This window comes from Ruegeria sp. AH12, from assembly GCF_056541465.1.
This window is the reverse complement of record NZ_JBQFYL010000002.1, coordinates 295,204-310,749: the sequence shown is the minus strand read 5'-3', so window position 1 is coordinate 310,749 and position 15,546 is coordinate 295,204. Positions and strand designations below refer to the sequence as shown.

Here is a 15,546-nt window from a genome sequence, read left to right as displayed (position 1 = left end):
ACATATCCGGGCCGTTGCGAAAAATCGCAGCGGCCCGTTTCCTATCTGCCTGGCGCAACGACGCCTTCATGGGGGGCAAATGGACGAATCTGTCGTAAAACTTGAAAATGTTTGGAAAATCTTCGGCAATCGCGCTGCCGAGGCCATGGGCGCCGTTCTGAAAGAAGGGCTGACCAAGGCTCAGGTTCTAGAACAATATGGCTGTGTTGTTGGTGTGCAGGATGCCAGTTTCGAAGTCTCGCGCGGTGAAATATTCTGTATCATGGGTCTGTCTGGTTCAGGCAAATCCACTCTGGTCCGGCATGTGAATCGCCTGATCGAGCCCACGGCGGGCAAAATCGAAATTCTGGGTAAGGATGTTTCCGCCATTTCCGAGAACGAATTGCGCCGCATCCGGGCGCAACAGATCGGGATGGTGTTCCAGCATATGGCGCTGATGCCGCACCGCTCGGTACGCGATAACGTGGCCTATCCGCTGGAAATCCGCAAAGTCTCAAAATCCAAGCGCTGGGCGGTATCCGATCACGCGCTGGGCCTTGTGGACCTGACCGGGTACGAAGACCGCCTGCCCAAAGAATTGTCAGGCGGGATGCAACAGCGTGTGGGCATTGCCCGCGCTTTGGCCTCGGACCCTGAAATCCTGCTGATGGATGAACCATTCTCGGCGCTGGACCCGCTGATCCGCCTGCAATTGCAGGATCAGTTCAAGGCGCTTGTGGCACAGCTGAAAAAAACGACCCTGTTCATTACCCATGACCTGGATGAGGCCATTCGCATTGGCCATCGGATCGCCATCATGAAGGACGGCGTGATCGTTCAAATCGGAACGCCGGAAGATATCGTTATGAACCCGGCAGACGACTATGTGCGCGAGTTTGTTCAGGGCATATCGAAACTGAAACTGGTCAAGGCGCACTCGATCATGGAACCGGTGGCCAGCTATTCCGGTCCGCTAGAGGGTGCGCCCCGTGCGGATGAAGGGGCCGATCTGGATCAGCTGATTGATCTGGCCGTCAATACCGAGATGCCAGTGGTCATCACAGACGCAGGTGCAGACGTGGGTGTTGTAACCAAACCGCGTCTGCTGCGTGGAATTCAGGGGGGCAAAAATGACTGATGCAGCCATGGAAATGAAAGTCACCGCCGCCTCGGATATCGAAGTCGACCGCGAGACGCTGGATCAATCGATCCACGAATTCGCAGGGCCGAACGGCGACTACTACGTCAATGCGTTTCACAAGATCCATGACGCAACCAGCCCTGTCCCGAATACGTTCAACCTTTGGGCTGCCGTTCTAGGGCCATTCTGGTCGGCCTCGCGGGCTATCTGGGGTATGTTTTGGACCTTTCTGATCCTCGAAATCATCGCCTGGGTGCAGATCGGGCGCGGCGCCTGGGGCAATCCGGGCGCAGATTTCGCTGACCGGGCCGCGCGCCAGCAGGAACGCGCGGATGAGCTGCTTAGTCGGGCCGCCGCCGCGACCGAGCAGGCGGATATCGACCGGTTCACCAAACTGGCTGAGAACATCCAGAAAGCGGCGGATACCAGCCTTGAACGCGCATTGGCCGCGCAATCCGAGGCCACAGGCATCCTGCTGACCGGTTTGCTGATGCTATTGGTGTTCAAGCTGGTGCAGGGGTTCTACGCGGATCGTATTTACGAGAAGCAGTATTCCAACTGGCGGATCAACCCTGACAGCGTTGAAAGCGGGCGCTCGACCCGAAACATCGTGATGGGAGCGATCCTGATCGCCGCGATCGGCCCGCTGATCGTTTACAAGTTCACTGTAAACGCATCGCTGCCATTGCTGGATGCCTTCCCAGAACAGGAAGTGTCCGCTGTGTTCCTGGGCGAGGGCGGAGGCACCTTGTTCTCAGCGCTTGCCAACTGGATGGAGGCGCGGATAGATGCCGCCGCCGCGGCTGGGGGCGATGTGTTTGATGGGATCGTAGCGGGTGTTCGCTCGGTTCTGGATGCGCTGACCATTGCGCTGATCGGATCACCTTGGCCGGTGGTCATGCTGGTCATCTGCGTGACCGCGTGGCGCGCGGCTGGTCCTCGGGTCGCGATCTTCACCGCGGCGTCGTTGGCGTATATTGCACTGCTGGGATACTGGGATGTGGCGATGGAGACGGTTGCGCTGGTGGGTGCAGCGGTGATCCTGTGCGTCGTGTTCGGCATTCCGCTGGGCATTTGGTTCGGCAAGTCGCAGCGCGCCTATCGCGCAGCTGAGCCGGTGTTGGACCTGATGCAGACTCTCCCCGCGTTCGTCTACCTGATCCCGATTATCGCTTTCTTCGGCACGGGCAACCCGCCGGGCATTCTGGCCACCATCATCTTTGGTATGCCGCCGGTCATTCGACTGACCGCGCTGGGGATGCGAGGGGTGCCAGACAGTATCAAAGAGGCTGCGGTCGCCTTCGGTGCCTCGAAATGGCAGTTGCTGAAGGATGTGGAGATACCGTTGGCCTTGCCCTCGATCATGACAGGGGTGAACCAGACCATCCTGATGTGCCTGTCGATGGTGGTGATTATCTCGCTGATCGGCGGTGGCGGTCTGGGCAAGGAAATCCTTGAGGCGCTGCAATACGCGGCGAAGGGTCCAGGTCTGCTGGGCGGCTTTGCCATCCTATTCTGCGCGATGGTCATCGACCGGATCGTGCAAGGGGCCTTCCGGCGAGAAGACGAAAAAATCTAAATACAAGCGCCCCCGGTTCCCGCCGGGGGCGTTTTTCTGTGAGGGAGAGCGAAATGGTGGATCGTTACGAACAATCCATGATGGACAACCTGTATTGGTGGGGCGTGCCGACGCTTTTCCGGTGCCCGAACACAGGTCCTGAGGGTCAGGATATTGCCCTGGTCGGTGTGCCCCATTCCACCGGTAATGGCACCACTGAACGTGATCAGCACCTGGGCCCGCGCGCGCTGCGCCATGTCTCAGCTTTGCAGCGCCGGGTTCATTCGCTGTTTCAGATTGATCCTTGGACCAGCGCCAAGATCGCTGATGTCGGCGATGTGCCGTTTCCCCGAGCTAATGATAACGAAGCCTGTATCGAGCAGATCACCAGGTTCTACAAAGACATCGACGCCGCCGGCGCGCGCCCGGTTTCGATTGGTGGCGATCACTCGATCACCGGCGGGATCGTTCAGGCGCTGGGCTGTGGCAAGCTGGCGGGGGGCGAGCCGGTCAGCTTTCTGCATCTCGATGCCCATACGGATGTATTTACCAAGGTGGATCACTTCCTCGGCGCCAAGAAATCCGCCGCGCATTGGGGCGCGTATTTGGCCGATCAGGGGCAGGTTGACCCAAGCCGGTCGATGCAGATTGGCCTAAGGGGGCATCCACGCAGTCTGGACTGGCTGCAACCGTCTTATGACTACGGCTACAACATCGTGACAATGCGCGAGTTTCGCCAGCGCGGCCTTGCCGATGTGGTGTCGCAAACGCGCGAAGTTTTGGGCGACCGTCCGGTTTATATCACCTTCGATCTGGATTGCCTCGACCCGACTGTTGCGCCTGCGGTGTCCAATCTGGAACCCGGCGAGAAGGGTTTCGATATTGATGAGGCGGTGGGTCTCCTACATGCGGCGCGCGGCTTGAACATTATCGGCGGGGATGTGGTCTGTATGATGCCCACCAAAGACAGCCCGAACAACATTACCGCGCTGACAGCGGCTGCGGTGATGTTCGAGATGATCTCGATGATTGCCGAAAACGTCAGCTAGCACCGCGCATCCACGGCCTGCGCCAGCACACAGAGCAGTTCGAACATCAGTGAAATACCAAGCCATGCCGTGCCCCCGTTTGGATCGAACGGGGGGGCAACTTCGACCAAATCCGCGCCCACAAGGTTCACGCCGGACATCTGCCGAATGACCTGTTGCGCCTGAAAACTGTTGGGTCCACCGATTTCAGGCGTGCCTGTGCCGGGGGCGTAGGTTGGGTCGACAAAGTCGATGTCATAGGTGCAATAGGTCGGGGCTGTGCCGACAATCTGTCGGACCTCGGCCATGACATCGTCGATGCCGCGGTCGAATAGTTCCTCAATGCGGATAATACGAATGCCTTGCGCCTCGCCCCATTCGATATCCTCGGTATTGTAGGCGGTGCCCCGAATGCCGACCTGAACAAAGCGTTTGGGATCGACCAAACCCTCTTCGACGGCGCGGCGGAACGGGGTGCCGTGGGTGAACTTGTGGCCACCGAAATAGGTATCAAACAGGTCGGTATGGCTGTCGAACTGGATCAGGCCCAGCGGACCGGATGCTGCCAAAGCGCGCAGGACTGGCAGGGTCGTCAGGTGATCCCCGCCAGCGGTAAGCGGCGTAATGCCATCTGACACAAGACGATCATAGAAGCTTGTCACGTGATCCAATGTGTCGTCGATGTCCACCGGGTTGGGTGCGACGTCCCCTAGATCGGCGCAGTTCACCAAGGAAAACGGGCTAACACCGGTCACCGGGTTCATGGCGCGGATCATGGTAGAAAAGTCGCGCAATTGCCGGGGGCCATGCCGCGCGCCGGGCCGGTTTGTTGTGCCGCCGTCCCACGGGATACCGACCAGCGCCAGATCGACGTCTTTGTATCGCTCATGCTCGGGTGTCAGGTTCGGCAGGCGCATGAAGGTTGGAACACCCGCAAATCGCGCAAGCTCCATCGCTGATACCGGTTGAAAAAACGCGTCTGCCATGGTGACCCCTTGCTCCTAATCGTCGTGCGACCCTAACCGGCTGGCGGCGTGTCGCCAATCGATAGTTTGGGGTCAGTAGAGAATGCGAAACTGCTTGCGGATCTCTGCATCCTGCTCGGGCGTCAGATAGGCCGGGTGGTGTGTTTGCAGGGTTTCGAGCGCCTGTTCGCGGGCATTGGTCCAGGCGTCCTTTGCACCGTCCTCTTGCCACGTGCGCGGCTCGGTCCGGTCGGCGAGGGCGGGGTAGAAATAGTCCCGCTCCATGGCTTCATAGGTATGAGAACTGCCGAGAAAGTGACCATCGCCCAGAACCGACTGGCAGATCGCCTCGAAGCCCAGGTTTTCTTCGGTCACTTCAATCCCCCGCAACGCGCGGTACGTGTGAGAGTGCATTTCGTTGTCTAGGACAAAGGCTTCAAAACTCGCACCCAACAGCGACGCGGTCATGCCCGAGCTTTCGTAGATCAGGTTTCCACCGGCCAGCGCCGCCGCCAGCGAGGTCATGCCCTTCTCAACCCCGTATTGCGCGTCAATGGCCTTGGCGTCCGTCATCGAGGCAGCAACGCCCGAGGGTAGGCCCAGCCAGTTGATGATCTGGGCCGAGGCCGCGTTCAGGATGGCGGTTTCCCCACTGCCGCCCGCAAACGCCCCTGTGCGTAAATCAACGATGAAAGGCCAGTTGGAAAACACCATCGGAAAGCCGGGTTGGATCGTGTTGACCATCACCAGACTGGCCAGTGTCTCAGCCAGCGATTGCGCTAGAAAGCCGGCCAGTGTCGCCGGTGCCGTCGCCCCGGCCTGCGCGGCTGTGATGCAGGACATCGGGATGTTGTGACGGACGCATTCATAGACAACGTCCACCGCATCTTCGCCGTAGCGCAACGGGGATATCACCGGGCTGATATGTGCCTTCAAGAACGGGCGTTCGGAAAACGCGCCGGGGCCACCTGCGGCAATGTCTAATAGCGAGACAATCGGGGCGACATGCTCGGCCAAGGTGAATGAGGTTGCGACAGGTTTCGTGGTGTTTTTGACAAGCGCATAGGCGGTGTTTACGTCCAAATCCAAAACATCGGGTACATCCGTGGCCACGCAGCAGCGAGTGAACCAACTGACATTGGCCAGCGTGTCCTGCAGCCGCGTAAAATCATGCAGATCGGCGAGGGTTGAGGGGCGGTACACGCCGCTCTCAAGATCCAGTGTCTGAACCGCGGCGCCTCCGGTTCCGAAAAACACCCGATCGCCCCCCACTTCGATGGATCGCGCCGCGTCTCGGCCGTGCAGGGTGAAGGTTTTGGCGGCTGTGCTGATTGCGTTTTCGACCATGCCGCGCGGAAGCAAAACGCGGTCTTGTTCAGCCTCCAACGCGCCCGCCGATAGTAGATCCCTGCGCAGCCGATCTGGAACTTCACCCATACCGAGCGTTTCCAACAGGCGAAGCGCGGTATCATAGATGCGGGAAATCTCGGCTTCTGTCAGCGGTTTGTAGAACCCGCCGACCTGTCCTGGTGCACAAGGATCAACCTCGGGCTTGGCGGCCCGTTGCGCATGGCGGGCCTTGCGGCCGCTGCGTCTGTTTCCGTCCGATGCCATGCGCAGGGCGCTCCTCCGTCTTATCTGGGATCACCGTAAAACTCAGAGATGGCTACCCGCAAAACCAGAAATCAGCCTTTTGAAATCTAAAACCACAGTTTCGATTTTTTCAAACTCACAAAACCCGCGTTGCTGATAGGCCCGGTTTGTCCCCACCATCTGACCGACGCAGGAGGGAGCGCGCGATGAAGTCACGCACAAAGGTCGTTGTGATCGGAGGGGGGATCGCCGGATGTTCCACCTTGTACCATCTGACGCAGGAAGGCTGGAGCGATGTGGTTCTGGTCGAACGGAATGAGCTGACATCGGGCACCACCTGGCATTCCGCCGCGCAGGTGACGAATTTCGGCATGAACCAGACGATGGTTGGGCTGAAATCCCACTCGATTCGTTTGTACAAGGAATTGGCCGACGATCCGGATTATCCGATCAACTACCATCACGCCGATGGGGGCATTCGGCTGGCCAATACCGAAGCGCAGATGCAAGGCTACCGCCATTTCAGGTCGATGGCGCGGGGGATGGATGTGCATTTCGAGGTGATCGATGCCGAAGAATGCGCCCGCAGGCACCCTTTGATTTCGACCGACAATCTGATCGGAGGGCTGTGGGATCCGCTGGATGGCGATATTGATCCGGCGCAACTGTGTCAGGCTCTAGCGCGGCGCGCCCGCAAGGCAGGGGCCGAGGTCTACCGCAATACGCCGGTGACGGGTCTGGTCCAGCACAGTGATGACACCTGGACCGTGCAGACAGAACATGGCGATATCGACTGCGACATCGTCGTGAATGCCTGCGGCTATCGCGTGAACGAAGTCGGCGCGATGATGGGGGTTCAGCACCCGGTCGCATCGATGGAGCATCAGTACTTTCTGACAGAAGAGATCGCAGCCATTCGCGATGCAGGTCACCGGATGCCGCTGCTCAGATGCCCGATCAGCGATTATTACTGCCGTCAGGAAAAGAACGGCCTACTGGTTGGGTTCTATGAACAGGATTGCAAAACCTGGGGCATGGACGGGATTGATCCAAATTTCGTCAACGCCTTGTGCCCAGATGATCTGGACCGCGTAACGGACGTTCTGGAAGGGGCCTTTGCGCGGATGCCCGCCTTGATGGAGGTTGGTATACACACCGTCGTCAATGGTCCGATCACCTACACGATCGACGGCGCGCCTTTGGTTGGGCCGATACCCGGCAAGCGCAACGCATTTTGTATTATCGGCCTACGCGCTGGCCTGGGCGAAGGCGGCGGGCACGGCTGGCTGTTGGCTCAACAGATCGTGCATGGCGAGGCCTGTTATGACACCTGGTGTCTCGACCCGCGGCGCTTTACCGGTCATGCCAATGTCGAGCTTACGGCGCTGAAAGCCATTGAGGATTATCAAAATGAATTCCGATTTCATTTTCCACACGAGCATCGGCCTGCGGGACGTCCGGCCAAAACCACGCCTTTAACCCCCGTTTTGGCGGCAGAAAGGGCGGAATTCACTGTGGTGAATGGGTGGGAACGCGTTGACTATATCAAACCCCATCCCGAGTTCGAACCGACCCTCGGTTTCGACTTTGACGAAAGCTTCGACATCGTCGCATCCGAAGTCCAGAACGTGCAAACCAATGTCGGGTTAGCGGAGGTGAATGGGTTCAACCGGATCGAGATCACCGGATCGGACCGCCATGCCTTTCTGGACCGCGTGTTCTGCGGCACGGTGACGAAACGCGAAGGCCGGGTGGGGCTGGGATACTTGCTGAACCATCACGGAATGATCAAAGCTGAGGCGACGGTTGCGAACTTGCCTGCCAGTGATCGCGGCCCTGCGCGGGTCTGGTACGGCTCGGCGGCGGCCAGCGAATATCATGACATGGATTGGCTCGACCAGCATCTGCGCGCGGACGAGGATGTGTGTCTCAGAAGCCTGACCAACGACCAGACGATCCTTGTTTTGGCAGGCCCCAATGCTCGCGCAGTCTTGGCCGGTTGTGCCCGTGGTGATTGGTCCGCAGACGCGTTTCCATGGCTCAGCGTGCGGGAGTGTTTTGTCGGTATTGCACCCGCGACTGTGATGAACTTGAGTTTTTCGGGCGAGCTTGCCTATGAAATCCATGTACCCAATTCATCGCTCTATGCCGCATACTTAGCTTTGCGCCAGGCTGGGGGCGCGTTTGATATGCGCCTGTTTGGCGCGCGCGCGGTCGAGTCGATGCGAATGGAGAAAGGCTTTCTGCATTGGAAAGCTGATCTGATCACCGAATTCGATCCGTATGAGACCGGTTTGGCCCGGTTTGTGAAACCTCATAAAGGTGATTTTATCGGGCGAGAGGCCTTGGTGGAACGGCGCGAGAAAGGGCCGTCCAAATGCCTCGTGACGCTTGCTGTGCAAACTGACCAAGCGCCAGCACATGGCGGGGCCTCCGTGATGCAAGGGGGGCGTGTCGTCGGGACGGTGACGTCAGGCGAATGGGGGCATCGGACAGGGTTGAACCTGGCCTATGCCTTTATCGAGCCCGAGTGTGCCGACATCGGCACTAAACATGAAATCGACATGTGCGGAACGCGAGTCGAAGCAATGATCATCGCGCCTTCGCCCTATGATTCACAGTTTGAGCGAATGCAGAGCTAGGCACTAAACTGCGCAATTTGGCTATTTAAGCCGCCTTCTTGGCCTCAAATTCAATTTCCGCATTGCTGTCTCTGCGATTCTCTGTTTCGGTTTTTCCGAAACAGTGGGCAGCGGGAGACACGCTGATGTCGAAATCGCTAAGTTTGCGCTGGCTAGAGGTGTTCCAGTTGATCGCCAAGTCCGGATCCATCCAGCAAACGGCGTCTGAAACGGGGTTGTCTATCAGTACCGTTTCGAACCATCTGCGCAGTCTGGAAACCGCGCTGGGTATTGATCTGGTTGATCACGGGCGTCGACCGATGGGCCTTACCCCTGCAGGTGAAGTGTTCGCGCGATATGTGCGCGAGGGGCTGACCGTGCTGAAACGGGGTGAGGCAGAAATCCGGTCTGGGAACTGGCTGCACGCCACATCTCTGCGATTGGCCCTGGTTGATGATTTTGACAACCAGGTCGCGCCGGAACTGTTCCGCTATCTGGCGCAGACGCTTCCCCGGTGTAACTTTCGGCATTTCACCCGTCCGAGCCATGAAATCATTGTTAAGTTGCAGGAGCATAAGCTGGACGCTGGAGTTGCCACACGCCCACCGGGCCGTACAGAGGGGCTGATCGAATACCCGCTACTGCGCGATCCGTTCCTGGTCATCCTGCCCAGGACCTATTCCGGCACGGTAGAAGACGTTCTGAAACCAGATGCTGATCTGCCGTTCCTGCGGTATTCCCGCGACTACACGATCGGAAAGCAGATCGAAATTCAGCTGACGCGCAGCAAAATCAATCTGCCCAATCGGTTCGAGCTAGAGTGCAACCAGTCCATCGCCGGGCTGGTCGCCGAAGGCAGTGGATGGGCCGTGACCACCGCCGCCAGCTTTCGACGTGCGCGCAGGTTTCACGACAACATCAACGTGCAGCCCTTTCCCGGCAGAAACTTTGCGCGCACCGTGTCTTTGTTCACGACCGAGGTCTATCCGTCCTCAACGTCGATGCTGATACACCGCGTTCTGAGCAAACTGATCAAGCAAAACTATTGTGACCCGATCTGCACCAGATATCGCTGGATCGAACAGGACTTTCGCGTTTTGCCGCTCGAATCCGCTTAACGACGGCAAACGCAGGCCAGAACAATTGCTTTGTCCAAGGCGTGGTTCGTGCCAGACTGACGCGTATACGCAGCGGGATCGCGCAGATGTCTGAACCGAAGTTAAAAGGCTGGAACCATATCCCAGAGGTTCCAATACAGGTTTCTCCCTTTTTCAGGTGGCCACTCAGACCGCTTTCTATGCTGCGCTGGGTTTGGGAATCCTGGCTGCTGATCTCTGAGAAGCTCATCATCCTTGCAATCTCCTGTGCCTGCTACCTGTGGCTCAGTCCCAGCTTAGAGGAGGCGGCGCAGCTAGAGGTCGGATGGATCGCACAGATCTACGTTCGAAATCTGGTTCTCATCTTTTGCATCGCAGGACTGCTGCATTTGTGGTTCTACAAATATTCGGCGCAGGGGGACCAGCTAAAATATGATCCTCGGCCTTTGATGCTGAAGGGCAAGCAATTTACCCTGGGCGGGCAGGTGCGCGACAATATGTTCTGGACGTTAGGGTCAGGAGTGTTTTTCTGGTCGGCTTACGAAGTGTTGATGTTTTGGTCGCTGGCAAACGGCTACGCCCCTTTGGTGACATGGGGTGCGAATCCGATCTGGTTTGTGGCGATCTTCCTGCTGATACCGCTTTGGGAAAGCTTCTATTTCTATTGGATTCACAGGCTGATCCACCTCCCGTTTCTGTACAAACACATTCATGCGGTCCACCACAGGAACATCAATGTGGGGCCGTGGTCCGGGCTGTCTATGCATCCTGCGGAACATGCGATCTATCTGGGCTCGGTCCTGATCCATTTTGTGGTTGGTGCGCATCCGCTGCAAATCATCTTCCACCTGCAATATTACACGCTGTCGGCGGTGACGACGCATACGGGCTTTCAGGGGTTGGTGATCAAAGACAAGAACAGGTTGGCCTTGGGTACGTTCCACCACCAAATGCACCACCGGTACTTTGAATGTAACTACGGCTCGCTTGAGATACCTTGGGATAAGTGGTTCGGCTCGTTCCATGACGGCACGGTTGAGGCGAATGAGCGCATGCAGGCACGCCGCAAGTCGATCATGGGTAAATAGTCAGGCGACAGGACCCAAGGACTCGCGGTTGATCACATTGGTTTCCAACCGCAGCGATTGCCCGGTTGAGCCGGTTTCGACCATATCAATCAGCTCGACGGCGGCTTTGCGGCCCATTTCACGATGGGGTACATGCACGGTTGTCAGCGAGGGGCGTATGATCCGCGCCAGCTCTATGTCATCAAACCCGGTGATCGAGACTTCACCCGGGATCGAGATGCCCATCTTTTCCGCCTGACGCACCGCGCCGACGGCCAAAACGTCGTTGCCGCAAAGAACGGCGGTCGGGCGCCGGGGCAGGGACATCAGCTGCTCGAAAGCGGCTGCGCCATTTTCGATCTCGTAGGTCGTTTCGATCACGTTTAGCGATGTCTCTGGCAGGCCATTTGCCCGCATTGCGTCCCTTATCCCCTCGATCCGGAACCGCGCGCGGTCATTACCTTGCGTCAGCGCAGATATCGCCGCAAGGCGCGTATGCCCAAGTTTCATCACCTGTTCGGCCAGCGCCTGCATCGCCTCACGGTTGTCGAACCCAACCGATGGGGCGCTTTGGTTCGGAGCAAAAGACCAGGCGACAACGACGGGAATTCTCTGCCGGTCCAGATAGTCGAAAATGCGCGGATCACGGTCATGACCGATCAACAAAAGCCCATCTGCCCCGCGCGCGACTAGGGTGCGAATTTGCTCTTCTTCAGCCTCGGGCTGATAGGCTGAACTGGACACCAGCAGAGTATAGCCCTGGTTGTGAATCTCTTCCTGAAAGGCCTGTAACCCTCTGGCAAAGATTGCGTTTTCCATCGTTGGGATGATCGCGCCGATGGTGAAGGATCGCTTCGCGGCCATGACCCGCGCCGCAAAATTGGGAGTGTACCCCAGTTCTGAAACCGCAGCCATCACCCGGGTGCGTGTCGCCTCGACCACGCGCTTCGGGTCATTCAAACACCGGGACACTGTCGCCGTAGACACACCTGCCTTTCTGGCGACATCATCCAGGGTGGGTGCTGACCGGGGTTTTGGCATTTTCAAACTCATGCTTCGATTTCTTTGAACTTTATCCTGTTCGTGGGTCTGGGGGAAGCATCAATGTAAGCGCTTGCATTTATGATGTAAGCGCTTACAAATGAAGATGGACCGATTCTATAGGGAGTCCCGGAAATGTTTCTTGCAGCCTCGATTGTCGTGTTCGTCATCTATTTTGCGAACGTTGCCTTGGGGGCCTTCGCAAATGCTGCAGTTTTCGGGGATGTCGGAGAAATGTTGGTCCTGTTCGCGGCGTCGATCCTGTTCGTTGTCGCAATTCTGAAAAAAGAGGCCGATCGGGATACCGAAAACGGCGGCTGAATTTTCTGCTTGGGAGGGCACTTAATGCACAACGACAAAAACGAACTGGCGTCCGCGGAGCGCCGCAATTTCCTGAAGCTGAGCGCCAGTGGCGCGTTCACAGCCGCCCTAGTCGCGGGCGCTGGTGGTGTACTTTGGTCATCCGAGGCCGCAGCACAAACCGCCAAGGAAGAAAGCGAGCGTGAAAAGGCCGCCGATCATGTGATGACCGTCGCAACCGCCTATGTGCTGGGAGCGTCCCGCAGCTATCCGATCATGCAGCTGGACCTGAAAGAAAACATCCAGAACGCCACAAACGGCAAGGTTTATGTCAAACTGGCGCCGGGCGGTCAGTTGGGTGCGGGTGGCTCACTTGTACAGAAAGTGCAGGGCGGAACCATTCAGGCCGCGCAGCATTCGCTGTCGAATTTTGCGCCCTTTGCATCGACGGTTGACCTGATCAACATGCCGTATCTCTGCGGCTCGAACCAGCGCTTCACCAACCTGGTACACTCTGACACCTGGAAGAATGAGGTGCATCCCAAGGTCGAGGCCGCAGGCTTTAAGGCGCTGTTCTATGTCGTGATCGATCCCCGCGTGGTTGCAGTGCGTCAAGGCGGCGATGCCGTGATCACGCCCGGCGATATGAGCGGGATCAAGTTTCGCGTGCCTGGCTCGAAAATGCTGCAGCAGTACTACCGTATGGTCGGTGCCAACCCGACGCCTGTTGCCTGGGGCGAGACCCCCTCGGCCATCAAGCAGGGCGTGGCGGATGCGCTTGACCCGTCGGTGGGCGCACTGTTTGTCTTTGGTTTCAAGGACATCCTGAGCCACGTGACCTTTACTCAGGCGGTGCCAGACAGTCAGGTCTATTCCTGTAACCTGGAATGGTTCAATTCGATGCCTGCCGACGTGCAAGAAGGCATCATGTGGGGTTCGGAAATGACCAGCCACCAGAACCTGTCCAAGGTTCCTTCAGCGCGCGCCTATGCCATGGCCGAGCTGAACAAGGCGGGCGTTCAGTTCCACTCGCTCAGCGGCGATCAACTGGCCGAATGGCAGGACGCAGGCGGCTATCAGAACGCCGATTGGGATCCGTTCAAGACCGAGCTGGCCGGATCGATGGACAACTTCGAGAAGCTGGTCGAAGCGGCCGGTACGCAGGGCAAATACTACGTCCACGACGCCTAATGCGATCTAGGCGGGTGCGCCGTGGCGCACCCGTTTGCTCCACAATAAGTAGCATGTTGAAGCGGTTACCGTGACCGCATTCTGAAGTGCTGCCAAGAATTGGAACCGGACATGACTGTACTTCAGAAAATAGACCGGGACGCCGAGCGCTGGCTGTTGCTGGTGTTCTACGTGATGCTGGTTATCACCATGGCAATCGAGGTGCTAAGACGCGAGATTTTCGCCTATTCCTCGATCTGGGGCGAAGAGATCGTCCGGTATTCCTTTATCTACCTCGCATGGATCGGAGCCGCCGCCGCAGTGAAGGAACGCGCGCATATCCGCATCGATGTGATCATGCATTACCTCGGGCCGCGCCCCAAGGCACTGCTGTATATCTTCGGCGATCTGGTCATGTTCGTTGTCGCGATCATCGCCCTTTATTGGTCTTACGAGGCGGTGCATGTCTCGGCCAAGTTCGGCTCGGTCACCGATGGTTTGCGGATTTCGAAAGTCTGGTTCCTGATGGCTGTACCGACCGGATTTGCGCTAATGATCTGGCGTCTGATCCAATCCCTGATGCGCGACTTGAAATCCCTTCGTGACGGCACGCCCGTCTTCGAAGGCGACAAGCTGTTTGACTGAGGAGATCTGAGATGCTTTGGAATACCCTCAATCAAACGGTCGAATTGGGCTGGGATTTTTATCTGCCCGTGATCCTGTTCGTGGGTCTGATCGCCATGGCCGTGCCTGTCTGGGCGGCGATCGGGTCAGCAGCGATCCTGATGCTTGTCATGTCCGGCGACCTGCCGCTCAGCCTCGTGGGTGAAAGCCTTTTCACCGGCATTGATGCTTTTGCCCTGACCGCCGTGCCGCTGTTCATCCTAACCGGTGACGTGCTGGTTCGCACCGGATTGTCCCGAAAATTCCTGGACGTGGCCGAGGCGTTGACCTGTTTCGCCAAGGGCGGTTTTGGCTCGGCCACCGTTCTGGTCTGCGGCATGTTCGCGGCCATTTCCGGGTCCGACGCGGCGGGTGCTGCCGCAGTTGGGCGCATGACGATCAACCGTCTGGTCGAGAGCGGCTATCCGCGCCCCTATGCCTGTGCATTGGTTGCGGCAGGGGCCTGTACCGGCATCCTGATCCCGCCCTCGATTGCCTACATCATCATCGGGCTTGTGCTGGGTATATCTGCCTCGACCCTGTTCCTGGCCGCGCTGATCCCCGGTCTGGCCATTCTGGTCTCGATCCTGATCACCAACATCATCATGAACCGCCTTTACGCCTATGAGGGCGGCGGCATGATGACCATGGGTGAGTGGCTGGCCAATCTGGGCAAGGCGCTGAAATCCGGCTGGTACGCTTTCATCGTGCCGGGCATCATCTTCTACGGCATCTTCTCGGGCCGTCTGACCCCCACCGAGGCCGGTGCCACGGCAGTTGTTGTCACCATTATCATGGGCTTCATACTGCGCACGCTGACGCTGGCCGATTTCCCGTCAATGCTGGTCAGCTCGGCCAAGGTGAACGGGGTGATCCTGCCGATCATTGCATTCTCGGCCCCGCTGGCCGAGGCGCTGGCGATCATGGGTGTGCCGCAGGGCTTTGTGACCTCTGTTACCAACCTGACCGATGACCCGTACTTGCTGATCTTGCTGATGATCGGCATCCTGATCGCGGCTGGCTGTGTGATGGAAACAACGCCAAACATCGTGATCCTTGCACCGATCCTGAAACCTCTGGCCGACAATATCGGCATGAACGAGATTCAGTTCTGCATCATGATGATCACAGCCTTGGGCGTGGGCTTTATCACCCCGCCGCTGGGCCTGAACCTGTTTGTTGTTTCCGGGATAACCGGAGAATCAATCCTAAAAATCGCGGCCCGCGCCGTTCCCTTTGTCTTGACCATGCTGATTGTGGTTCTGTTGATCGCGTATGTACCCGCAGTTTCAACCACATTGCTCCCTGAAATCTACCAATAGG

General features: G+C 57.9%; 13 protein-coding genes. 10 read left to right on the top strand and 3 right to left on the bottom strand.

Annotated elements, in window-relative coordinates:
- Positions 1-79: 79 nt before the first annotated feature.
- The 3 genes from ACR0EL_RS05615 to ACR0EL_RS05605 are packed head-to-tail and all read left to right on the top strand — an operon-like array spanning position 80 to position 3,727.
- Positions 80-1,117 (top strand): quaternary amine ABC transporter ATP-binding protein, encoded by a 1,038-nt coding sequence (locus tag ACR0EL_RS05615; protein WP_480498808.1) that lies wholly within the window; start codon positions 80-82, stop codon positions 1,115-1,117.
- Complete coding sequence (locus ACR0EL_RS05610; protein WP_480498807.1) at positions 1,110-2,699, top strand: ABC transporter permease; 1,590 nt, start codon at positions 1,110-1,112, stop codon at positions 2,697-2,699. Before ACR0EL_RS05615 ends, ACR0EL_RS05610 begins: the two co-directional genes overlap by 8 nt.
- Positions 2,700-2,752: 53 nt before the next feature.
- Entirely contained in the window at positions 2,753-3,727 is a 975-nt protein-coding gene (locus ACR0EL_RS05605; RefSeq protein WP_480498806.1) for an arginase family protein, read from the top strand.
- On the opposite strand, the gene speB is transcribed toward ACR0EL_RS05605, so the two are convergent.
- Both speB and ACR0EL_RS05595 read right to left on the bottom strand, forming a co-directional pair.
- The gene (speB, locus tag ACR0EL_RS05600) at positions 3,724-4,692 is read right to left on the bottom strand and encodes an agmatinase (RefSeq protein WP_480498805.1); all 969 of its coding nucleotides are present in this window, start codon (positions 4,690-4,692) and stop codon (positions 3,724-3,726) included. The genes ACR0EL_RS05605 and speB overlap by 4 nt on opposite strands.
- 72 nt (positions 4,693-4,764) lie before the next feature.
- Positions 4,765-6,285 carry a trimethylamine methyltransferase family protein gene (locus ACR0EL_RS05595; RefSeq protein WP_480498804.1) on the bottom strand — a complete coding sequence of 507 codons (1,521 nt, stop codon included), beginning with the start codon at positions 6,283-6,285 and terminating at the stop codon, positions 4,765-4,767.
- Between the two features lie 185 nt (positions 6,286-6,470).
- On the opposite strand from ACR0EL_RS05595, the gene ACR0EL_RS05590 reads away from it, so the two are divergent.
- The 3 genes from ACR0EL_RS05590 (at position 6,471) to ACR0EL_RS05580 (ending at position 11,070) form a co-directional block, all read left to right on the top strand.
- Positions 6,471-8,906 carry a GcvT family protein gene (locus ACR0EL_RS05590; protein ID WP_480498803.1) on the top strand — a complete coding sequence of 812 codons (2,436 nt, stop codon included), beginning with the start codon at positions 6,471-6,473 and terminating at the stop codon, positions 8,904-8,906.
- Positions 8,907-9,031: 125 nt separating this feature from the next.
- Positions 9,032-10,003: a LysR family transcriptional regulator gene (locus ACR0EL_RS05585; protein ID WP_480498802.1), complete on the top strand. Its 972-nt coding sequence runs from the start codon at positions 9,032-9,034 to the stop codon at positions 10,001-10,003.
- 179 nt (positions 10,004-10,182) lie between these two features.
- Positions 10,183-11,070, top strand: a complete 888-nt coding sequence (locus tag ACR0EL_RS05580; RefSeq protein WP_480498801.1) for a sterol desaturase family protein — start codon at positions 10,183-10,185, stop codon at positions 11,068-11,070.
- Here the strand turns inward: ACR0EL_RS05580 and ACR0EL_RS05575 are convergent, their stop codons facing one another.
- Positions 11,071-12,090: a LacI family DNA-binding transcriptional regulator gene (locus ACR0EL_RS05575; protein WP_480499006.1), complete on the bottom strand. Its 1,020-nt coding sequence runs from the start codon at positions 12,088-12,090 to the stop codon at positions 11,071-11,073.
- Positions 12,091-12,225: 135 nt separating this feature from the next.
- Between ACR0EL_RS05575 and ACR0EL_RS05570 the strand changes: the two genes are divergently transcribed.
- From ACR0EL_RS05570 to ACR0EL_RS05555, 4 genes are all read left to right on the top strand, one after another.
- Positions 12,226-12,411 (top strand): hypothetical protein, encoded by a 186-nt coding sequence (locus ACR0EL_RS05570; RefSeq protein WP_170532418.1) that lies wholly within the window; start codon positions 12,226-12,228, stop codon positions 12,409-12,411.
- Between the two features lie 24 nt (positions 12,412-12,435).
- Complete coding sequence (locus ACR0EL_RS05565) at positions 12,436-13,581, top strand: TRAP transporter substrate-binding protein (RefSeq protein ID WP_480498800.1); 1,146 nt, start codon at positions 12,436-12,438, stop codon at positions 13,579-13,581.
- 111 nt (positions 13,582-13,692) lie between these two features.
- Positions 13,693-14,205 carry a TRAP transporter small permease gene (locus ACR0EL_RS05560; RefSeq protein WP_170532422.1) on the top strand — a complete coding sequence of 171 codons (513 nt, stop codon included), beginning with the start codon at positions 13,693-13,695 and terminating at the stop codon, positions 14,203-14,205.
- Positions 14,206-14,216: 11 nt separating this feature from the next.
- The gene (locus tag ACR0EL_RS05555; RefSeq protein WP_170532424.1) at positions 14,217-15,545 is read left to right on the top strand and encodes a TRAP transporter large permease; all 1,329 of its coding nucleotides are present in this window, start codon (positions 14,217-14,219) and stop codon (positions 15,543-15,545) included.
- The last annotated feature ends 1 nt before the right edge of the window (position 15,546 follow it).